This is a genomic window from Catellatospora vulcania (genome assembly GCF_009720385.1).
Classification (GTDB): domain Bacteria; phylum Actinomycetota; class Actinomycetes; order Mycobacteriales; family Micromonosporaceae; genus Catellatospora; species Catellatospora vulcania.
This window is the reverse complement of record NZ_ML769307.1, coordinates 142,990-163,461: the sequence shown is the minus strand read 5'-3', so window position 1 is coordinate 163,461 and position 20,472 is coordinate 142,990. Positions and strand designations below refer to the sequence as shown.

General features: G+C 71.4%; 14 protein-coding genes and 1 pseudogene. 9 read left to right on the top strand and 6 right to left on the bottom strand.

Annotated features, from left to right (window positions below):
- Positions 1 to 23: 23 nt before the first annotated feature.
- The 5 genes and pseudogenes from map to F6W97_RS15345 all read left to right on the top strand — a co-directional run bounded on the left by map (position 24) and on the right by F6W97_RS15345 (position 6,285).
- A complete protein-coding gene (map, locus tag F6W97_RS15360; protein ID WP_155371008.1) occupies positions 24 to 806 on the top strand; it encodes a type I methionyl aminopeptidase in 783 nt (260 codons plus the stop codon).
- Between the two features lie 108 nt (positions 807 to 914).
- The gene (locus tag F6W97_RS41395; RefSeq protein WP_155371007.1) at positions 915 to 3,275 is read left to right on the top strand and encodes a family 20 glycosylhydrolase; all 2,361 of its coding nucleotides are present in this window, start codon (positions 915 to 917) and stop codon (positions 3,273 to 3,275) included.
- Between the two features lie 146 nt (positions 3,276 to 3,421).
- Positions 3,422 to 4,255 (top strand): annotated as a pseudogene (locus tag F6W97_RS40695) (MerR family transcriptional regulator); the annotation flags it as partial.
- 75 nt (positions 4,256 to 4,330) lie between these two features.
- A complete protein-coding gene (gene eno, locus F6W97_RS40690; protein ID WP_230686712.1) occupies positions 4,331 to 5,620 on the top strand; it encodes a phosphopyruvate hydratase in 1,290 nt (429 codons plus the stop codon).
- A 29-nt stretch (positions 5,621 to 5,649) separates the two neighbouring features.
- Positions 5,650 to 6,285: a GNAT family N-acetyltransferase gene (locus F6W97_RS15345; protein WP_155371005.1), complete on the top strand. Its 636-nt coding sequence runs from the start codon at positions 5,650 to 5,652 to the stop codon at positions 6,283 to 6,285.
- A 113-nt stretch (positions 6,286 to 6,398) separates the two neighbouring features.
- Here the strand turns inward: F6W97_RS15345 and F6W97_RS15340 are convergent, their stop codons facing one another.
- The 3 genes from F6W97_RS15340 to F6W97_RS15330 form a co-directional block, all read right to left on the bottom strand.
- Positions 6,399 to 7,046, bottom strand: coding sequence for a methyltransferase family protein (locus F6W97_RS15340; RefSeq protein WP_196279160.1), 648 nt, complete (start codon positions 7,044 to 7,046; stop codon positions 6,399 to 6,401).
- Between the two features lie 41 nt (positions 7,047 to 7,087).
- Positions 7,088 to 8,203, bottom strand: a complete 1,116-nt coding sequence (locus F6W97_RS15335; RefSeq protein WP_196279159.1) for an AI-2E family transporter — start codon at positions 8,201 to 8,203, stop codon at positions 7,088 to 7,090.
- A 117-nt stretch (positions 8,204 to 8,320) separates the two neighbouring features.
- On the bottom strand, positions 8,321 to 9,877 hold the full coding sequence (locus F6W97_RS15330; protein WP_155371002.1) for a M4 family metallopeptidase: 1,557 nt from the start codon (positions 9,875 to 9,877) through the stop codon (positions 8,321 to 8,323).
- Positions 9,878 to 10,121: 244 nt separating this feature from the next.
- Between F6W97_RS15330 and F6W97_RS15325 the strand changes: the two genes are divergently transcribed.
- On the top strand, positions 10,122 to 12,056 hold the full coding sequence (locus F6W97_RS15325) for a potassium transporter Kup (protein ID WP_155371001.1): 1,935 nt from the start codon (positions 10,122 to 10,124) through the stop codon (positions 12,054 to 12,056).
- A gap of 64 nt (positions 12,057 to 12,120) precedes the next feature.
- On the opposite strand, the gene F6W97_RS15320 is transcribed toward F6W97_RS15325, so the two are convergent.
- From F6W97_RS15320 to F6W97_RS15310, 3 genes are all read right to left on the bottom strand, one after another.
- Positions 12,121 to 13,365 (bottom strand): cellulose-binding domain-containing protein, encoded by a 1,245-nt coding sequence (locus F6W97_RS15320; RefSeq protein ID WP_155371000.1) that lies wholly within the window; start codon positions 13,363 to 13,365, stop codon positions 12,121 to 12,123.
- A 186-nt stretch (positions 13,366 to 13,551) separates the two neighbouring features.
- Positions 13,552 to 14,250, bottom strand: coding sequence for a response regulator transcription factor (locus F6W97_RS15315; RefSeq protein ID WP_155370999.1), 699 nt, complete (start codon positions 14,248 to 14,250; stop codon positions 13,552 to 13,554).
- Positions 14,247 to 15,470 carry a sensor histidine kinase gene (locus tag F6W97_RS15310; protein WP_230686695.1) on the bottom strand — a complete coding sequence of 408 codons (1,224 nt, stop codon included), beginning with the start codon at positions 15,468 to 15,470 and terminating at the stop codon, positions 14,247 to 14,249. The genes F6W97_RS15315 and F6W97_RS15310 overlap by 4 nt, the downstream gene beginning before the upstream one ends.
- A 308-nt stretch (positions 15,471 to 15,778) precedes the next feature.
- On the opposite strand from F6W97_RS15310, the gene F6W97_RS15305 reads away from it, so the two are divergent.
- From F6W97_RS15305 to F6W97_RS15295, 3 genes are all read left to right on the top strand, one after another.
- Entirely contained in the window at positions 15,779 to 16,267 is a 489-nt protein-coding gene (locus tag F6W97_RS15305; protein ID WP_155370998.1) for a hypothetical protein, read from the top strand.
- A 76-nt stretch (positions 16,268 to 16,343) separates the two neighbouring features.
- A complete protein-coding gene (locus F6W97_RS15300) occupies positions 16,344 to 18,959 on the top strand; it encodes a GH25 family lysozyme (protein ID WP_230686694.1) in 2,616 nt (871 codons plus the stop codon).
- 52 nt (positions 18,960 to 19,011) lie between these two features.
- Entirely contained in the window at positions 19,012 to 20,421 is a 1,410-nt protein-coding gene (locus tag F6W97_RS15295; protein WP_155370997.1) for a cutinase family protein, read from the top strand.
- Positions 20,422 to 20,472: the final 51 nt, after the last annotated feature.

The window sequence follows — 20,472 nt, the reverse complement described above, 5'->3', positions numbered from 1 at the left end:
GGGCTGTACGAGTAAGGCGCCACATGATCGAGATTCTGGACCCCACCGAACTGCCACGAGCGAGGGACGCAGGCGCCCTGGTCGCCGACATATTGCAGTCCCTGAGGAGCCGCAGCGCAGTCGGCACGAACCTGCTGGACATCGACCGGTGGGCCCAAGCCATGATCACCGAAGCCGGCGCGCAGTCCTGCTACGTCGACTACGCGCCGTCCTTCGGACGCGGGCCGTTCGGCCACTACATCTGCACGTCGGTCAACGACGCCGTGCTGCACGGCCTGCCGCACGACTACACCCTCGCCGACGGCGACCTGCTGACCCTCGACCTCGCCGTATCGAATCGCGGCGTCGTCGCCGACTCCGCGATCAGCTTCCTCGTGGGCGAAGCCAAGCCCCCGGAGAGCGTCGCGTTGATCAGCGCCACCGAGCGGGCCTTGCGCGCAGGCATAGCCGCGGCCGGGCCGGGAGCCCGCATCGGCGACATCTCCCATGCCATCGGCACCGTCCTCAGCGAGGCGGGATATCCGGTCAACACACAGTTCGGCGGCCATGGCGTCGGATCGACGATGCACCAGGACCCGCACGTCCCGAACACCGGGCGGCCCGGTCGCGGATACCGGCTGCGCCCCGGGCTGCTGCTGGCACTGGAGCCGTGGGTCATGGCCGACACCGCCGATCTCGTCACCGACGCCGACGGCTGGACCCTGCGCAGCGCGACCGGCAGCCGCACCGCGCACAGCGAACACACGATCGCCATCACCGACGACGGAGCCGAAATCCTCACCCTGCCGAAGCAGGCACGACCGTGAGGTGACAGCCGTCGCAGGGCAGCGCCCCGTTTTCTTGACACCGACGCCATCGAGACATAGCCTGCGGTCGAACTAGCAGGAAACTTTACCGTTTCGCTGGAGGTCGTCGTGCACCGTCGCGCCCGGAAAGTTCTGCTCGTCTGCGCAGTCGCCGCCGGCCTCACCGTGACCGTCGACGCGGCTCCGGCCGCCGCGGCCCCGGTGAGCCTGAGCAGCGTGGTGCCTGCGCCGGTGTCGGTGCAACCCGCCACCGGCGTCACCTACACGCTGCCGTCCGCCGCCACGATCCAGACCCCGACCGGCTCATCCGCCGTTGCCGCCGTCGGGGCCTACCTCGCCGACGTCCTGCGCCCCTCGACCGGCTACGCGCTGCCCGTCACCACCACGAGCGGCACCCCCACCAGCGGTATCGCGCTGCTGCTGTCCGGCGCCGACCCGAGCGTCGGCAGCGAGGGCTACCAGCTCGACGTGACCGCGGCGCTGATCACCGTACGGGCGCAGACCGCGGCCGGGCTCTTCCACGGCGCGCAGACCCTGCGGCAGCTGCTGCCCTCCGCCGTCGAGGCCCGCACCGTCCAACCCGGACCCTGGGAGGTCGCCGGCGGCAGGATCGTCGACTACCCGCGCTACGGCTACCGGGGCGCGATGCTCGACGTGTCGCGGCACTTCTTCGGCGTGGACGTCGTCAAGCGTTACCTCGACGAGATCAGCCAGTACAAAATCAACACGCTGCACCTGCACCTGTCCGACGACCAGGGCTGGCGGATCGTCGTGGACGCCTGGCCGCGCCTGGCGACCGTCGGCGGCAGCACCCAGGTCGGCGGCGGCGCGGGCGGCTACTACACCAAGGCGCAGTACACCGACCTCGTCAACTACGCCGCAGCCCGCCACATCACGATCGTGCCGGAGATCGACATGCCCGGGCACGTCAACGCCGCCCTGGCCTCCTACGCCGAACTCAACTGCAACAACACGGCCCCGCCGCTGTACACCGGCACCAGCGTGGGCTTCAGCTCGCTGTGCGTCGGCAAGGAGGTCACCTACACGTTCGTCCAGCAGGTCCTCGCCGAACTGGCCGCGCTCACCCCGGGCCCGTACCTGCACCTCGGCGGTGACGAGGCGAACAGCACCTCCGACGCCGACTACCGCACGTTCATGAACCGGGTGCAGCCCTACGTCGGCGCCCTCGGCAAGACCGTCATGGGCTGGCACCAGCTCGGCCAGGCCGACCACACACCAGGCCGGATCGCGCAGTACTGGGGCACGACCACCTCCGACGCCGATCTGAGCGCCGCGGTCACCAAGGGCGCCAAGGTCGTGCTGTCGCCTGCCAACAAGGCCTACCTGGACATGAAGTACACCAACCAGACCCCGCTCGGGCTCACCTGGGCAGGCCTGATCGAGGTGCAGACCGCGTACAACTGGGATCCCGCCACCCTGCTGACCGGAGTGCCGGCCAGTGCGATCCTCGGCGTGGAAGCGCCATTGTGGACCGAGACGATCACCAAGCTCGCCGACATCGAGTTCATGGCGTTCCCCCGCCTGCCCGCCCTCGCCGAGCTGGCCTGGTCGCCGCAGTCGGCCCGCAACTGGGATGCTTTCAAGACCCGCCTGGGCGCGCAGGGACCCCGGTGGACGGCTCAGGGCATCAGCTTCTACCGCTCCCCGCAGGTCCCGTGGGCCACCCCGCCCGCGGCCGGACGGGTCGAGGCGGAGTCGTACACGTCGCAGTCCGGCGTGCAGATCGTCGCCGACGCCGCCGCCCACGGCGGCAACCGCATCGGATACATCGACAACGGCGACTGGATCGGATTCTCCGGCGTCAACCCGGCAGGCAAGACCGGCTTCACCGCCCGGGTGTCCTCGGGCGGATCGGGCGGGACCATCCAGATCCGCACCGGCTCGGCCACCGGGCCGCTGCTCGGCACCGCCACCGTCGCCAACACCGGCGGCTACGGTGTCTACGCCGACGTCACCACCACCGTCACAGCGGGTTCTGGACCGCTGTTCCTGGTGTTCACCAGCAGCGGCGGCACCGGCCTGTTCGACATCGACGACTTCGCCCTCACCGGAACCGCCCCGCCGCAGAGCCGGGTGGAGGCGGAGTCGTACACGTCGCAGTCCGGCGTACAGATCGTCGCCGACGCCGCCGCCCACGGCGGCAACCGCGTCGGCTACATCGAGATCGGCGACTGGATCGGCTTCTCCGGCGTCAACCCGGCAGGCAAGACCGGCTTCACCGCCCGCGTGTCCTCCGGCGGATCAGGCGGCACCATCCAGATCCGCACCGGCTCGGCCACCGGCCCACTGCTCGGCACCGCCACCGTCGCCAACACCGGCGGCTACGGCGTGTACGCCGACGTCACCACCACCATCACCGCCGGCGCCGGCCCCCTGTTCCTCGTCTTCACCAGCACCGGCGGCACCGGCCTGTTCGACATCGACGACTTCGCCCTCACCGGCCCCTGACCGGCCACGCCAGTAGCTTTCGGCAGTTTCGGGGAAACTGCGCGCTCCGGCCGTGTGATTCCTGCAGTTTCCCCGAAACTGCGCGGCGGAGCCCGCCCGCAAGGGCGCTTGACCTGTACCCGCAGGTACGGGTTTACGGTCGGTGGGTGCGAGTGGGAGAACTGGCGCACCGGACGGGCACGACGATCCGGGCGCTGCGTTATTACGAGGCCGCGGGGCTGGTGGTCCCCCGGCGGCTGGGCAACGGCTACCGGGAGTACGACCCGGCGGCGGTGCGGCTGGTCGAGCAGATCCGGACGCTGACCGCGCTCGGGTTCAGCGTCGAGCAGACCAGGCCGTTCGTCGAAGCCATGAGCGACGGCGACGACGGCCATCCGGCAGCGTTGAGCACCTACCGCCGGGCGATAGCCGGCCTCGAACTGCGGATCGAGCAGCTGACCGGCCAGCGCGACGCGCTGCTGTCGCTGGTCGACGCCACCGCCGGACCAGCCGTCCCCCGCATCTCCGGCCGGTCGGCCGCACCGGCGGGTCACGACCCGGCCGCCCTGGTCGGCACGCTGATGCCTGCCCTGACCTTCCGCGCCACCGATGGCATCGCGGTCGGACCCACCGCCTTCGACGGGCGCCGGACCGTGCTGTTCGCGTACCCGCTGACCAGCAGGCCCGGCAACCCGATGCCGAGTGGCTGGGACGACATCCCCGGGGCCCGCGGCTGCACCGTGGAAGCCTGCGGCTTCCGGGACCTGCACACCGAACTCCTGGCGGCGGGCTGCGACCAGGTCTACGGCCTGTCCGCCCAGTCGACCGGATACCAGCGGGAGCTGGCCCACCGGCTGCGCCTGCCGTACCCGCTGCTGGCCGATCCCCGGCTGAGCCTGGCCACCGCGCTGCGGCTGCCGACCTTCCGGGCCGCCGGGACGGCCTACTACCAGCGGCTGACGCTCATCGTGACCGACGGCGTGGTCGAGCACGTGTTCCACCCGGTGACCGAGCCGGCCCTGCACGCCGAGCAGGTGCTGCGCTGGCTCGCCGACCATCCCGACCCGAGGAGCCAGATGACCGCCGTCGACACCGTCCACGCTCGCGAGATCCTCGACAGCCGCGGCAACCCGACCATCGAGGTCGACGTGCTGCTCGACGACGGCTCGCTGGGGCGGGCCGCCGTCCCGTCCGGGGCCTCGACCGGCACCGCCGAAGCCGTCGAGCTGCGCGACGGCGACACCCGGCGCTACCACGGCAAGGGTGTACGCCGCGCGGTGGAGGCCGTGCTCGGTGAGATCGCCGACGCGGTGGCCGGCCTCGACGGCCGCGACCAGGCCGAGGTGGACCGGGTGCTGATCGAGCTGGACGGGACCGCCGACAAGTCCCGGCTGGGCGCCAACGCGACCCTCGGGGTGTCCCTGGCGGTGGTGAAGGCCGCCGCGGTGTCCGCCGGCCAGCCGCTGTACCGCTATCTCGGCGGCCCCGACGCCGTCACCCTGCCGTTGCCGCTGATGAACATCGTCAACGGCGGCGCGCACGCCGACAACCCGCTCGACTTCCAGGAGTTCATGATCGCCCCGGTCGGCGCGGCGACGTTCACCGAAGCCGTCCGGATGGGCTCGGAGGTGTTCCACACCCTGCGAGCCGCGCTGCAGGCCGCCGGCCAGCACACCGCCGTCGGCGACGAGGGCGGCTTCGCCCCGCACCTGCGCACCGCACCCGAGGCCCTCGCCTTCATCAGCACCGCGATCAGCGACAGCGGCTACACCCCGGGCGTGGACATCGCGATCGCGCTGGACCCGGCCGCGTCGGAGTTCTACCGCGACGGCGCCTACCACTACCGTGGCGAGCAGCGGGTGCGCACGGTGGCCGAGCACATCGAGTACCTGGTGGAACTGGCCGAGACGTACCCGATCGTGTCGATCGAGGACGGTGTCGCCCAGGACGACCTCGAAGGCTGGAAGGCGCTCACCGACCGGCTCGGCGACCGCTGCCAGCTGGTCGGCGACGACGTGTTCTGCACCAACACCGCGCTGCTGCGCGACGGCATCACCCGGGGCATCGCCAACTCGATCCTGGTCAAGGTCAACCAGGTCGGCACCCTGACCGAGATGCTGACGACGATGCAGGCCGCGCGGCAGGCCGGCTACAGCGCGGTCATGTCCCACCGCTCCGGCGAGACCGAGGACACCACCATCGCCGACCTGGCCGTGGCGACCGGCTGCGGGCAGATCAAGACCGGCTCACTGTCGCGCAGCGACCGCACCGCCAAATACAACCAGCTCCTGCGGATCGAGGAAGAGCTGGGTGAACGCGCCGTCTACGCGGGCCGCCACAGCCTCACCGGCCAACCGGTGTCCTGACCCGCCCGGCCGATCGAACGGTGTGTGGCATGCGGCTCAACCCGTGCGGCGCACCACATCCCGCGTCGTATAGCAGGCTGGGCTGCGTCACCGATCAGGAGGAACCCATGATGATCGAATCCGTCCGGCTCGGGGCGGCCGGGATGAGCCTGCGGCCGCCCGACGTCGCCGACGCGCCGGCAGTCCTGCTCCTCGCACAGGACCCCGACGTGCTGATGTGGAATCCGCGCTGCCGGCTGCCCGACCGGGCGGCCGCGGTCGCCGACTGCGTCAGCGGCGCGGACTGGTCCGACGGCACCCACGCGACGTTCTCCATCATCGACGACGCGACCGGCGCATATGCGGGGACGATCGCCCTGCATCACATCGACCACGACGACGCCCAGGCGCGGATCGGCTACCGGGTCGCGCCGTGGACCCGCGGTCGCGGCGTCGCCACCGGCAGCGTGCGCGCGGTGTCGCAGTGGGCGTTCGAAGCGCTGCGCCTGCGACGGATCGTGCTGACCCATGCCGTCGAGAACACCGCTTCCTGCCGCGTGGCGCATCACGCCGGCTTCGCGCTCGAAGGGGTGATGCGTTCGAGCAAACGCTTCGGCGACGGGCTGCTGCACGACGAACACCTGCACGCACTGCTCGCCGCGGATCCCGACGTCCGCACGGGCTGAGCCACGTCCCCAAGCGCGACTCGCGAACCGCGTCCGCTCTGCGGCAGCACGGGAACCGCAGTCGGCCGAGCCCCAGCTCAAGGGCGTCGCACCCGTACCCGGCGCCGTACCGGTCACCAGAGTCCGGGCACCAGGCGATACGTCTGACTCTGGTAACTGCGGTACCGGTCGCCCAGTACCCCGACCAGCTCGGACTCTTCGACTGCGATGCGTGGCAGCAGTCCCAGCGGCGGCATGACAGCGCATATCACGAGCGACAGCCAATTGCTCGCGCCGATGCCGAAGCCCAGCCCGATCAGCAGCAGGCCCGTATAGGAGGGATGGCGCACCCACCGGTACGGGCCGCGGGTGACCACGGCCTGATCCGCTGCCACCTGAAGATAGGTGCTGAACGAGCCGCCGAGTGTCAGCACCGCCCAGGCCCGCACGGCCAGGCCGGTCCACATCACCACGAGGCCGGCCACGGCGAACCCGACCGGCGCAGGCGTGGCCGCCTCCGGCACCCGTCCCGGGACCAGCCAGGCGAGGACGATCGCGGCCCCGAGGGACAGGACGACGATCCAGCGGGTGCCACGGTCGCGACCTGACCGGCCCTTGCCTCTGACGAGGTCACGTACCAGCAGGCCGATCTCGAAGGCGAACCAGCAGAAGATCGACACCTGATACGGCGCGGACAACTCGTACATGCCTGCAACGTAGTACCCATCCTCGCCCGACAGCACGCGTGCCTCGATCGACGACGGCCTGGGCAGGGGACTCACAGCGAGGAACATGCGCCCGCGCTGCCATCCGGCCGACGGGCCTAGACGGCGGCTGGATCCTCCTGCGCGGTGAGCAGGCTCAGCTCCGGATCGTCGACCGGATGGTCTGTCGCGTAACCGGGCGGCGGGAGCGGAGTGCGCAGCTCGGCGATCACTGCCTTGATCGTGGCGGCGATCGGGATGGCCATGAGCGCGCCGATCAGGCCCAGCAGCGCCGCGCCGACCAGGCCCGCGAGCAGGACCGCCAGCGACGGCATGTCGAGGCTGCGGCGCATCATCCGCGGCACGATCCAGTAGTTCTCCACCTGCTGGTACACCAGCAGCCAGCCGACGATCCCGATGGCCGCGGGCCACAGGCCGGAGGCCATCGCAGCGACGATGCCGCAGACCGCCATGCCGAGGGTCGCCCCGACCAGCGGAATGAGGTCGGTGACCGCGACGATCAGCGCGAGCGGCACGGCGAACGGAACATCCAAGATCACCAAGCCCAGGTAGGCGACGACACCGGCGATCAGGGAGATCAGCACGTTGCCGATCATGTACGAGCCGACCTTGTCGACGGCGGTGTCGACGATGCGCCGGACCCGCTCGCGGTGCCGGTCGGGTGCCACCAGCTGGGCGCGCCTGCGCAGCCGCGGCATGTCGGCCAGGAAGTACAGGGACAGCACCACGACCGTGAGCGTGGTCGCCAGCCCGTCCAGGAATGTCTGGAACATGCTGAGCAGGTTCGTGGCGATCCATTCCGGCACCGACGCGGCCAGCTCGTTGAGCCGGTCGCCCAGCCCGTACCGGGCACTGAGCTCACGGAACACCGGCGAGCGCTCATCGAGACCCCCGATGTAGCCGGGCAGGTCCTTGACGAGGTCGCCTGCCTGGCCCACCAGTGCGGGCCCGACCCCGACCACCAGCGCGGTCACCGATCCCAGCACGGCGACCAGGATCATGCCGACCGCGTACGGGCGCCGTACGCGGTGCCGGACCAGCCAGCGCACCGCGGGGTCGAGGCTCACGGCCACGAACAGCGACACCAGCACCAGGGCCAGCACACCGCGCACGGTCCACAGGGCGGCCAGGCCAAGAGCCACCAACGCCACGCCGCACGTGGCCGCCGCCGCCCACCGGAAGATGTCGGCCGAGCCGATCCGCCCTCTGTTCACGCGCTGCGCATTCCCGCGCACCGGTCGAGCAAACGTGAGAGGCACACACCGAGACCCGACTGCCGCCGGGGAGCCGGGCCCCGCCCGGTGCCGGCGCGCCGGGCGGGGCCACCTCGGTCAGGGACCGCCGCACACGGTGACGCCCGCGACGTTGACCGCGTTCCACGCCGCCTGCACCGTCTTGTGCTCGACCGAGCAGCTGCCGTACAGGTCGGCCGCGGCCGCGAGGGTGTACGCCCGCATGTTCACGTAACTGGTGGTGGACAGGGCGTACACGTTCAGCGCCCGGTACCAGATCTTCTCGGCCTTGGCCCGGCCGATCCCGGTGACGTCGGCCGCCGCACCGCAGACCGGGCTGTAGCCGTACTTCGTCGCGCCGGTGCCTTCGGCGAGGTTGAAGAAGAAGTGCTTGCCGACACCGGCCGACACGTGCGGGGCTGCGGGCGGTGTCGCGAGCGACCAGCAGCTGTGCGACGAGCCGTCCAGTGACGGGTCGAACAGGTTGCCGAACAGCTCGCCGGTGCCGAAGATGTCGGCCTCCTCGCCGATCAGGTAATCGCCGGGGTCGCCGGGCGCCGCGGCGTAGAACTCGACCATGGCGCCCCAGATGTCGCTGCTGGCCTCGTCGATGCCGCCGGACTCGCCGCTGTAGACGAGGCTGACCAGGGCATCGGTGTACCCGTGGCCGAGCTCGTGGGCCAGGATGTCGATCGAGGTCAGCGGGTGGATGTTGCCGATCCCGTCGCCGAAGGTCAGCTGTGCGCCGTCGTAGAAGGCGTTGACGTAGTTGCTGCCGTAGTGCACCCGCGAGGTGACCCCGGCGCCGGTGCCGGTGCGACCGGCGCGGTTGTGGACGAACTTGAAGTAGTCGTAGGTCTTGGCTGAGGCGAAGTGGGCGTCGGCGGCGGCGCTGGCGCGGTCGGTGGTGGTGTAGTTGCCCCACAGGTTGTCCGCGTCGGTGAAGACGATGCACGGCCCGCTGGTGGTGTTGCGCATGTCGCAGGTGCGGTTGCCGCCGTGCGACGGGTCGATCATCTGGTACGCGGTGCCCGACAGTGTGGTGTCGATGCGCACCGGTCCGGCGTAGATCGTCCGTCCGGTGCCGAGCACGGTCTTGACCTCGTCGTCGGTGGCGTAGACGGCGCCGGTGGCGGCGTCGGTCAACACGTGCAGCCGCGACGGCGTCTGCCCGTCGGGGGCCCAGCCGCGTACGACGGTCTCCCAGGCCATGCGGCCGCCCGCAGCGGCGTCGACAACCAGCAGCGGTCGGTCGACCCCGATGATCGTGCCGTCGAATGCGGATTTCGCGGCCTGTGCCGCGCGGTCGGCGCTGACCCGTGGCGTGCGGGTGGCCAGGGCGGCGGGTGGTGCGCCATCGGTGTGCGTGGCGCGGCCGGAACGGTCGAGGTGCACGACGACGTCGCCGCCGCGCACGGCCAGCCCGTGCAGGGTGCGTCGCAGGCGTACGTGCGCGCTCCCGTCGGGGTCGGTCACGGTGCGCAGCACGGTGTACACCTCGCCGGTGGACGAGCGGTCGCCGACCGCGGCCAGCGCGGCCGCGGCGGTGTCGACGGCGCGGGCCGGGTCGCCGACCGCGCTCGCCGGGCCCGTGGCCAGCGCGGCCGCGGCGATCGCCACGGTCGCGGCCACCGCCGCGGTGAGAGTGCGTCTCATGGAGTTCCTCCCCAGAAGGCATGGCAGTGCCGGTGATGCACCGCCGTCTATATATATCCCGGAGCGTCCGGGGAGGACAGATAGATGTAATGCAATTGATTGCCCGGTCGGCGCGACGGGCGGGCGCGTCCTTGACGTGATCCCGACGGCGACACCGGCAGCCTGCCCACGCAAGCCGCCCGGGAGGCGGTATCGTCCCCGCACGGCACCCGATCATCGGCACCCAGCGCCGCAGGAGGCATCCGTGACCAGCCGAGAGCAAGAGCCGGGACACCATCCGGGCGCACGGGACGTGGTGCGGCTCGCCGTGGTGGTGGGCGCGCTGGGCGTGGTGTTCGGCGATATCGGCACGAGCCCGATCTACACCATGCAGACGGTGTTCAACCCCGCCGACCCGCACCCGGTGCCGGTCGGCGTCGACAACGTGTTCGGCGTCGTCTCCCTGATCTTCTGGTCCGTGATGATCATCGTGACGGTCACCTACGTGCTGCTGGCCATGCGGGTGGACAACCAGGGCGAGGGCGGCATCATGGCGCTGATCACGCTGTTGCGCCGCTGGAGTTCGCGCAGCGGACGGCGTACGGCGGCCGTGCTCGCGGCACTGGGCATCTTCGGCGCGGCCCTCTTCTTCGGCGACAGCATGATCACCCCGGCGATCTCGGTGCTGTCGGCGATCGAAGGCCTCAAGATCGTAAATCCGGGCCTGGAGCCGGCGATCGTCCCGGTCACCGCGGTCATCATCGTGGCGCTGTTCATGGTGCAGCGCCGGGGCACCGCCGCGGTCGGCCGCGTCTTCGGCCCCATCATGATCGCCTGGTTCCTGGTGATCGCCGTGTTCGGGATCGCCGGGATCGCCCACCACCCCGACATCCTCAAGGCACTGTCGCCCACATACGCGCTGGGCTTCCTGGCCGGTCACTTCGGCGTCGCGTTCTTCGCGCTGGCCGCGATCGTGCTGTCGGTCACCGGCGCCGAGGCCCTCTACGCCGACATGGGCCACTTCGGCCGCCGCGCCATCACCCGCGGCTGGCTGGGACTCGTGCTGCCCGCGTGCGTGCTCAGCTATCTCGGCCAGGGCGCTCTGATCCTCGAAGACCCGGCCAACATCACCAGCCCGTTCTTCCTGCTCGCCCCGGGCTGGGCCCGGCTGCCGCTGGTGGTGCTGGCCACCGCCGCGACCGTCATCGCCTCCCAGGCCGTCATCACCGGCGCGTACTCGGTCGCCTCGCAGGCCGCGCAGCTGGGCTACCTGCCCCGGCTGCGCATCGCGCACACGTCGGCCGCGACGATGGGCCAGATCTACGTGCCGTGGATCAACTGGCTGCTGATGGTATCCGTGCTGACCCTGGTGTTCGCGTTCCAGAGCTCCGCGGCGCTGGCGTACGCGTTCGGCATGGCCGTCACCGGCACGATCACCATCACCACGCTGCTGTTCTTCTACGTCGCCCGGCTCAAGTGGGGCACCTCGTGGTGGCTGCTGGGCACCGGCGCGGCCGTGCTGCTCGGCGTCGACCTGCTGTTCGTCGCCGCGAACCTGACCAAGCTCGTGCACGGCGCGTGGCTGCCGCTGCTGATCGGCCTCACCGCGTTCACCATCATGACCACCTGGCAGCGCGGCCGTCAGGTCGTCACCGCCGAGCGGGAGCGCACCGAAGGCACCCTGCCGCAGTTCGTCGAGCAGTTGCACGAGGCCGGCTCGTCGACGGCCACGGTGCCCGGCACGGCGATCTTCCTCAACCGGGGCAAGCAGACCGCGCCGCTGGCGCTGCGGGCCAACCTGGAACACAACCATGTCCGGCACGAGCACGTCGTCATCCTGTCGATCGAGACCGACACGGTCCCGTTCGTGCCCGCCGAGGAGCGGGTCACCGTCGACGACCTCGGCTACGGCGACGACGGCATCACCCACGTGACCGCCCGGTTCGGATACATGGACACGCAGGATGTGCCCGCGGCGCTGCGCACGCTGGACCCGGCCGCCACCGAGGGGCCGCTGGACCTCGACAACGCGACCTACTTCCTGTCGAAGATCGAGCTGCGGCGCGGGGCGGCGGCGACGATGGCGAACTGGCGCAAGCGGCTGTTCGTCGCGACCTCGTACATCACCGCTGATGCCGCGGCGCACTTCGGCCTGCCCCGTGACCGCACCATCATCATGGGCTCCCACATCGACGTGTAGCAGGCACGGCATCTGGCGCCGGCGGGCGCCAGATGCCGTCATCGTGCAGCGGAGTCGTGCCGCCTCAGCAGCCGATGCGCGCCGAGCCCCAGGCGACGTCGTCGAACCAGAGCCGGTCGGCGCCCTCGCCGTAGCTCTCCCAGCCCAGGCGCAGGTCGGTCAGGTTCGGCCGCCAACCGGCCCGGCTCAGCCATTGCCGGTCCACGTCGGCCGTGGGCACGCCGTCGACCCGCAGACCCGCCACCTCGCTGCCGTCGGTCCAGGTCTGCACCTGGCCGGCCGGGCCGTCGACCCGGATCTCGACGCACACCCAGCGGTCGACCGGCAGCGGGCGGCTCTGTGCCACCCCGGCCGGGCTCTGCTCGGGCAGGGTCGCGTCGTCGGACTGGCGGTTCCACTGCAGGGCCGCGTTCTGGCCGCCCACGCGCAGATCACGGTTGCCGTCCGCGGCGTCGCGCATGGCCAGGAAGGTGACGTGCGCGGCCGGCAGCGCGGTGGTGTGCCGGACGTAGAAGCGGCCGAACCAGACGCCGCCGAGCGAGCTGAAGTCACGGGTCGACTTCAGGAACACGTGGTTGCAGTACCCGGCGGCGCCGTCGACGCGGACCGAGCGGGTGCCGGACCGGGCGACGGCGCTGTCGACGACGGCGGTGCCGGCGCCCTGGCAGTCGGGGTATGCCAGCGTCCACGCTCCGGACGGCACGGTGCCGGTCTGGTCCTCGAAACCGTCGCACCACAGTGCGCCGGTGCACCCCGGCGGCGGCCCGGACGGCGACGGGCTCGCCGACGGGCTGGGGCTCGGCGACGCGCTGCGTGACGGGCTCGGCGACGGGCTGGCAGAGCTGCTGCCGGACGGCCTTGGCGAGGCCGAGCTGGGCGACGGCGACGGGGTCGCGCCACAGGGTGCGCCGTTGACGGTGAAGTCGGTCGGGGCGGTGTTCGCGGCCGCCCAGGTGCCCTGCATGCCGAACTCCAGGGAGGCTCCCGGTGCCAGGTCACCGTTGTAGGCGGCGTTGACCGCGGTGACGGTGGTGCCGGACTGGGTGACGGCGGCGTTCCACGCGTTGGTGATCTTCTGGTCGCCGGGCCAGGTCCAGCCGATGCGCCAGCCGTGGATGGCGGTGTCGCCGGCGGTGAGTTTGACGTAGCCGACGAAGCCGCCGGTCCATTGGTCGGCGCGGTAGGCGACCTGGCAGGCGGTGGCCGCGCTGGCGGCGGGCGCGGCGGCGACGACGGCCCCGACGCCCGCGGCGGTGGCCACGGTGAGCAGGGCGGCGGCGGACGCGCGCCAACGTGCGGACAGGTGCATGGATGGTCCTTCCGGGTGGCCGCGCGGCTGGGGCCGCTGCAGCGGGATGCGCTGTCGACCAGCCGGCGCCCGGCGCACGGCTGGGGCGGAACAGCCCCGGCTCCCGTACTCGACCACCGCAACGCAGCGATCGAGTTCAATGCATGAGTGTAGGTGTCGATTACGCGTGGCGTCCAGGCGGGACCGTCACCGGGACGTGCCGGTGCGCCACCAGTCCTTGCCGTCGGTCGCCTCGCCGGACCAGAACTCCAGCAGGTCCCCGGGTGCGAGCCCGAGGGCGTGCTCGATCTCGCCCGGGGTGAGGTTGCGCAGGGACTCCGTCAGCGACCGGGTCAGGTCGAGCCAGTATCCGCGCAGCGTGGACTCGCTGACGTACAGCCGCTTGGCGACCTGGGCGTAGCTGAGCCCGCGTGCCCGGCCGTGCAGGATCTGGCGCTGGCGCTCGCTGAGCAGGGTGATGCAGTCACGGCGGACCAGGACTTCGAGGATGCCGACGACCGGCTGCGGCACGACGGCGCCGCCGGCGGCCGCTTCCAGGAACAGCTGCTCGGCGCGGGCGGTGGGCAGCGCCTTGGAGACGACCCCGCACGCCCCCGCGGCGATGCAGGCGGCCAGCACGAACCGCCGCTCCTCCTGGCTGTACACGCACACCCGGTAGCCGCAGCCGGTCAGCGCCCGGATCGCGGCGATGCCCTGCCGGACGTCGGGCTGCTGCTCGAGATTGGCCAGATGCAGGTCGAGCACGACCAGGTCGGCCGTAGGGCGTCGGCGCACCAGCTCCTCGACCGTCGCCACCGCGGCGACGACGTCGAGGCCGGGCATGAGCAGTGCCATCGACTCGCGGATCAGCGGCGCGTCGTCGACGACCGCGACGGCGGGCCTCATGCGGCGTCCGTGAGCGCGTCGCGGTCCCCGCGCACGGCCGACGGCGTGGGTCCGGCCGAGATCGTCACGGTGGTGCCCGCACCGGCCGCGGACTCGACGTCGACGTCGATCCCCCGCCGTCGCAGCTCGCCGACGACGACCTCGCGCAGCCCCACGCCGGCGACGACCGTCGCGGTGTCGAAGCCGACGCCGTCGTCGCGCACGGTCAGCGTCCAGTGCCCGTCGGCGCTCTGGTCGAGGTGGACCACGACACCGTCGGCGCGGGCGTGCGCGCGTACGTTGAGCAGCAGGCTCTCCAGCGCCCGCTCGACGGCCTCGGCCTGCCCGGCGGGCAGGCGCACGGCGGCGCCGAGGTCGAGCAGTGTCTCGACGGGCAGGTCGGCGAAACGCTCGCACACCCGCTCGATCATCGCGGCGAGCGCCGTGTCGGGGCCGTCGCCGTCCTGGTCCGGCACTCGTCCGCGCAGGTAGGAGCGCATACGCTGCACCTCGACCCCGGCCAGGTCGATGAGCCGGGAGCGTGCGGCGTCGGTGCCCGGCTCGGTGAGCAGGCGCATCACGGCGACGCCGTTGTGCATCATCACCTGGGCGCGGCGTTCCTCCTCGCGACGGGCCAGTTCGGCGGCGCGGGCGCGCGAGGTGTCGGCATCGTGGGCGATGCGGCGCGTGTAGCCGAAGAACATACGCGTGACCAGCGCGTAGACGACGTAGGTCAGGATGTTGCCGATGGCGGTCGTGGTCATGTCGCCGTCGAACGCACCGCCGAGATAGACCGCGTAGCTGACGACGATGCCGAGCATGCCACCCGCCCACAGGGCGAGGCTGCGTACGCCACTGGCGGTGATGATGACCGACAGCGCGTAGCCGGGCTGGTAGGCGATCCAGGTGCCGAACCGCTCCCCCGACACGAGAACCAGTGGCGCCAGCACCAGCAGCAGGCAGGCCAGCGTGTAGTCCGCCGCGGACACGACCGCGCCCAGCGGGCGGCGGCGGACGAGGGTCGCCACGCTCACCAGCACGGATGCGAGCGCGGCGGCAGCCCAGCAGACGAGATATGCGACGTCGTGCGGGGACGTCGTCACACCGGCGTGCACGGCGGGCACCATCTGCGCGAGGGTGCCGATGCGCACCCCCGCGATGAAGTACGAGAACGCCCGCTCCACGCCGGCCTTGGTCGTCGGCAACTCCGCGACCGGCCACAGCCTGCTCCGGCCGCTCATCATTCCCCCCGTCCGGCCGACGGCCCGTGCCGCCGCAAAAACTCTGCGGATTCGTTGGGTTGCCACCGACCCGCCAAGCGCAACGATCAAGCTACGCCAGCGGCGGGACGGAAGGTAGAGCGATCGCCGGCCGAATTCGTGAACGTCAGGCGACGGACGCGCTGCTCGCGGGCACGGATTTCCGCGATTTCGTTGGGTTGTCGGCCGCCGGCCGATGGGTTGTGATCGACAGGTTCGCGATTCATCCGCAATCGGCTCATGTTCTAGGAGGTCAGATGCCGAAATCGATCGATGTTGGCAGGCGTGGCGTGTCCCGTCGCGTGCTCCTGCAAGGCGTCGGCGCGATGGTGCCGGCGGTGGCCCTGGCGGCAGCCGTCGAGGGAACCGCCGCCGCGGCCGCCGCGCCCACGGCCGACGGCGCCGTCCGGGGGACGTTCTCGGCGTCCGGTTACTCGTGGACGTCCCAGGCGCCCGGCGAGCAGGGCTTCGCGTCCGGTGTGGTGTTCCTGTGCACGGCCGGCGGCCTGCCCGCACCCGGCCGCCGGGTGCGTTTCTCGATCAGCTCGTTCGACGCGGTCGCCGGCAGCGTCTGGTTCGACGCCGGCACCGGGCGCAAGGCGATGGACCGGCGCGGTTACCTCGATCTGGACACCGACGCGGCGGGCACCGTGGTGCTGGACCGCTGGCTGCGGCGCGGCGGCGTGCCCACCACCGCGGTCGCGGCGCGCCCGGTGCTGCGGGCACAGCTGGTCGGCTCGGAGAAGATCCTCGCCTCGGCACGCCTGTCCGTGATCTGAACGGCCCCCTTTCCGATCTTCCTCGCGGCGGCGAGCCGGTCGACGGCTGCGTCGCGCCCGACAACAGGAGTACGACTTGACGACGAGAACGGTCGCCGGGGCCGAACAGTGGGCCCGTCAGCACGTCACCGACGCCGGCGGTCCCGGCTACGCGGGGTTCTACAACGGTGTCAACTGGCAGGACATGTGCCAGGCGTTGATGTTCCGCGCCTGCGGCCTGGACGACTCGCGGGGCACCGCGTACCAGGCGTACCTGGAGTCCGGGGCGGACCACGCCGACTACTCGGCGGCGCCGCGGGGCGCCTTCCACTGGTGGTCCGGCGGCGCCGGGCACGTGGCTCTCGATCTCGACGGCGGGGGCGCCCGCTGCCTGATGGCATCGTCGGCCCTGTCCGGCGGGGAGGACTTCGCCCCCGGCGGCTACCGCATCGGCACGCAGTCCATCGCCCGGTACAACGCGCTCACGGGTGCGCACTATCTGGGCTGGACACTCGACAACACCGGCGAGACCATGGCCGACGTCGGCGCACCCGGACCGGGCAACAACCCGGGGCCGGGCGGGTACACGCTGACCGCCGCCGACCAGCGCGTGCTGCAGACCCTCGCCCAGCGCGGCGGCTACACCGGCCCGGTCGACGGCGTCATGGGCGTCAACAGCTGGAAGGGCGTGCAGACCGCCGTCAAGGGCTACGGCTACAACGGGCCCGTCGACGGCCTGCCCGGCGAGAACACCTACAAAGCGATCCAGTCTCTGGCCCAGGACGGCGGCTACACCGGGCCCGTCGACGGCATCCTCGGCCCGAACACCATCATCGGCGTGGCGAGCTGGCTGCAGTCGCACCCGCCGTCGACGCCACCGGCGCCCGGACCGGCGCCGACCCCGCCGGCCGGCAGTCTCGTCTACGGCATCGACGTCGGCACCAGCCAGGCCAACCTGGACTTCCTGGCCGCGCGCAGCGCCGGCTACCGGTTCTGCGTCGTCAAGTCCGGCGGCTCCAACGACGGCACCCACCTGCCCTACACCTCGCCGTACTACACCCGGCAGGTCGACGCGGCCCGTGCCGCGGGCTTCCTGGTCGGCCACTACTGGATGAGCGGCTGGGGCTCGGCAGCGGGCGACGCCTCCTACTTCCTGTCGCACCTGCACGACTACCGCCCCGGCGACCCGCTGATGATCGACGTGGAGGGCATCGACGGCAGCCCGGTGTGGACCGACGCGCAGACGGCGGCGTTCGTCAACGCCGTCAAGACCGCCCTGGGCGCCACGCCGTTCCTGTACACCTACTCGTCGCTGCTGATCTCGCGGACCTGGACGCAGACCCAGGCGACCGGGGCGAAGCTGTGGATCGCCCACTACGACGTCGCACCGGGCAGCCCGAACATCGGCACCGCGTACCCGACCTGGGCGATCCACCAGTTCAGCAGCTCCGGGACGGTCAAGGGCATCCGCGTCGACACCAACGTGGCCAAGCCCGACGCCTTCGGCACGGCTGTCCTGCCGCCGCCGGGCGCGAACCCGATCCCCGACCCGGTCGCCGACATCTCCCTGGCCGACGGTGTCACCCTGCAGCGCGTCGCACAGCTGGGCGGCTACGTCGGCCCGGTCGACGGCGTGCTCGGAGCCAACAGCTGGAAGGGCGTCCAGACCCTGATCAAGCAGTTCGGGTACTACACCGGCCCGGTCGACGGGATCCCCGGCGTCAACACCTACAAGGGCCTGCAGCTGCTCGCCCAGCGCGGCGGCTACACCGGACCGGTCGACGGGGTCCCCGGCCCGAACACCTACACCGGGCTGCGCAACTACCTCGGCCAGGTGTCCGGCAGCGTGACGATCTCGACGGCGGATGCCAAGACGCTGCAGCAGGTGGCCCAGCGCGGCGGCTACACCGGTCCGGTCGACGGCGTGCTGGGCGTCAACAGCTGGAAGGGGGTGCAGACCGTGCTGTCCCTGAACTACTACAGCGGCCCGGTGGACGGCGTGCCCGGCCCCAACACGTACAAGGCGCTGCAGCTGCTGGCCAAGGACTACGGCTACACCGGCCCGATCGACGGCGTGCCCGGCCCGAACACCTACGCCGGCATCCGCAACTACCTCGCCGTCACGTCCACGGGCCCCGGCGCGATCTCGGTCACCGACGGCAAGACGCTGCAGAAGCTCGCCGCCGGCGGCGGGTACACCGGCGCGATCGACGGCGTGCCCGGCGTCAACAGCTGGAAGGGCGCGCAGACCGTGCTGCGCGGCTACGGCTACGCCGGACCGATCGACGGGGCGCCAGGCGCCAACACGTACAAGGCGCTGCAGACCCTGGCCGCTGCGGGCGGCTACACCGGACCGATCGACGGCGTGATGGGCGTCAACGGCTGGAAGGGCGTGCAGACGGTCATGCGCCGGTTCGGCTACACCGGACCCATCGACGGCGCGCCCGGCGCCAACACCTACGCCGCCATGCAGCGGATGGCCAAGACCGGCGGCTACAGCGGCCCGGTCGACGGGGTGCTCGGTTCCTACAGCTGGTGCGGCCTGCAGACGTGCCTGCGCGGCTGGGGCTACTCCGGCCTCATCGACGGCGTGCCAGGCCCCGGCACGTACACGGCGCTGCAGCGGCTGGCCCAGGTCGGCGGCTACACCGGCCCGGTCGACGGCGTCCCTGGGCCCAACACCTACCTGGCGCTGCGCAACCTGGTCGGCTGACCCGCCGCCCTGCGCCCCTGATCCGTCCCTTCACGAAAGCAGGAACCCCCGGATGACTGTCAGCACCAGGCGGGTCGGCGTCCTCGCCGCGCTCGCCTCCCTCATGGCGGGCACGGCGGTGACCGTGACCGCTGCCCCCGCGTCAGCCGGTTCCACCACGGCCACCTGCGCACCGATCGTCGTCATCGCGGCGCGCGGCACGGGCGAGCCCGCAGGCTCGGGCACGGGCCCGTTCGGCAACACCTACACCAGCGGAGGCATCGGCTATCTCGCGCTGTCTCCGCTCGTCAACGAGCTGGCCGCCACGCCCGCCATCACGGTTCGCAGCGCCGGCCTGATCTACGAGGCGGGACAGCTGCAGAACGTGACCGCAGGGGTGGTGAACCTGCGGGAAGAACTGAACAAACTCAGCACCAGCTGCCCGAGCACCCGCACCGTGCTGCTGGGGTTCTCCCAGGGGGCGACCGTCATCGGCGAGGCCTTCAACCCGAACTACACCGACCCCGGGTACCCGCCCCTCGTCGCGCTGAGCACGGCGGCCAAGAACAAGATCGCCGCCGTGACGTTCTTCGGCGACCCCGGCTACCGCAAGGAAGACCTGTTCAACGACCCGCGCAACACCGGCGACGGGCCCGGGGTCCGCTACCGGGCAGCGGGCAACCTCGACTGGATCGCCTCACGTCTGCACTCCTACTGCTACGACCGTGACACGATCTGCGACCACGACGAAGGCGGCATCAATCCGGCGGACTGGAACTGGACCGTGCACAACGAGGTCTACGCCGACCGCCTGAACGCCTACCCCGGCAGCCCCGTGCAGTGGGCGTGGGAGTTCATCATGGGCAAGCTCGGCCTGGGCGGCTACCCGGCCGGCGGCGGCAACACGACGCCGATCCCGTCGGCCTCGGCAGGTGTGATCCTGCAGGAGATCGGCCAGGCGGGTGGCTACACCGGTCCCGTCGACGGCGCACCGGGCACGTACACCTGGTCGGGTGTGCAACGGGTGATGCGGGGTCACGGCTACACCGGACCGATCGACGGCGCGCCGGGCACGAACACGTACGCGGCGATGCAGCGCCTGGCGCAGCTGGGCGGTTACACCGGCCCCGTCGACGGCGCGCTGGGCGTCAACTCGTGGAAGGGCCTGCAGACCATCCTGCGCGGCTTCGGCTACACCGGCCCGATCGACGGCGTGCCCAGCGCCAACACCTACGCCGCGCTGCAGCGCCTGGCCAAACTCGGCGGCTACACCGGCCCCGCCGACGGCGTACTGGGCGCCAACTCGTGGAAGGGCGTGCAGAAGGTGATGTCCGGATACGGCTACACCGGACCGGTCGACGGCGTGCCCGGCATCAACACGTACTCCGCGCTGCAGCGGATGGCGCAGCTCGGCGGCTACACCGGCCCGGTCGACGGCGTCCCCGGCCCCAACACCTGGGCCGCGCTCGGCCGCCTCATCTGACACTCCGCACGTCAGCGGGCAGGCCCGGCCGGGCCTGCCCGCTGACACCCT

Excerpts from the sequence above, each read along its gene's own strand:
- map (WP_155371008.1), top strand. The coding sequence starts at position 24 with ATGATCGAGATTCTGGACCCCACCGAACTGCCACGAGCGAGGGACGCA.
- eno (WP_230686712.1), top strand. The coding sequence starts at position 4,331 with ATGACCGCCGTCGACACCGTCCACGCTCGCGAGATCCTCGACAGCCGC.
- F6W97_RS15345 (WP_155371005.1), top strand. The coding sequence starts at position 5,650 with ATGCGGCTCAACCCGTGCGGCGCACCACATCCCGCGTCGTATAGCAGG.
- F6W97_RS15330 (WP_155371002.1), bottom strand. The coding sequence starts at position 9,877 with ATGAGACGCACTCTCACCGCGGCGGTGGCCGCGACCGTGGCGATCGCC.
- F6W97_RS15320 (WP_155371000.1), bottom strand. The coding sequence starts at position 13,365 with ATGCACCTGTCCGCACGTTGGCGCGCGTCCGCCGCCGCCCTGCTCACC.
- F6W97_RS15315 (WP_155370999.1), bottom strand. The coding sequence starts at position 14,250 with ATGAGGCCCGCCGTCGCGGTCGTCGACGACGCGCCGCTGATCCGCGAG.
- F6W97_RS15310 (WP_230686695.1), bottom strand. The coding sequence starts at position 15,470 with ATGAGCGGCCGGAGCAGGCTGTGGCCGGTCGCGGAGTTGCCGACGACC.
- F6W97_RS15295 (WP_155370997.1), top strand. The coding sequence starts at position 19,012 with ATGACTGTCAGCACCAGGCGGGTCGGCGTCCTCGCCGCGCTCGCCTCC.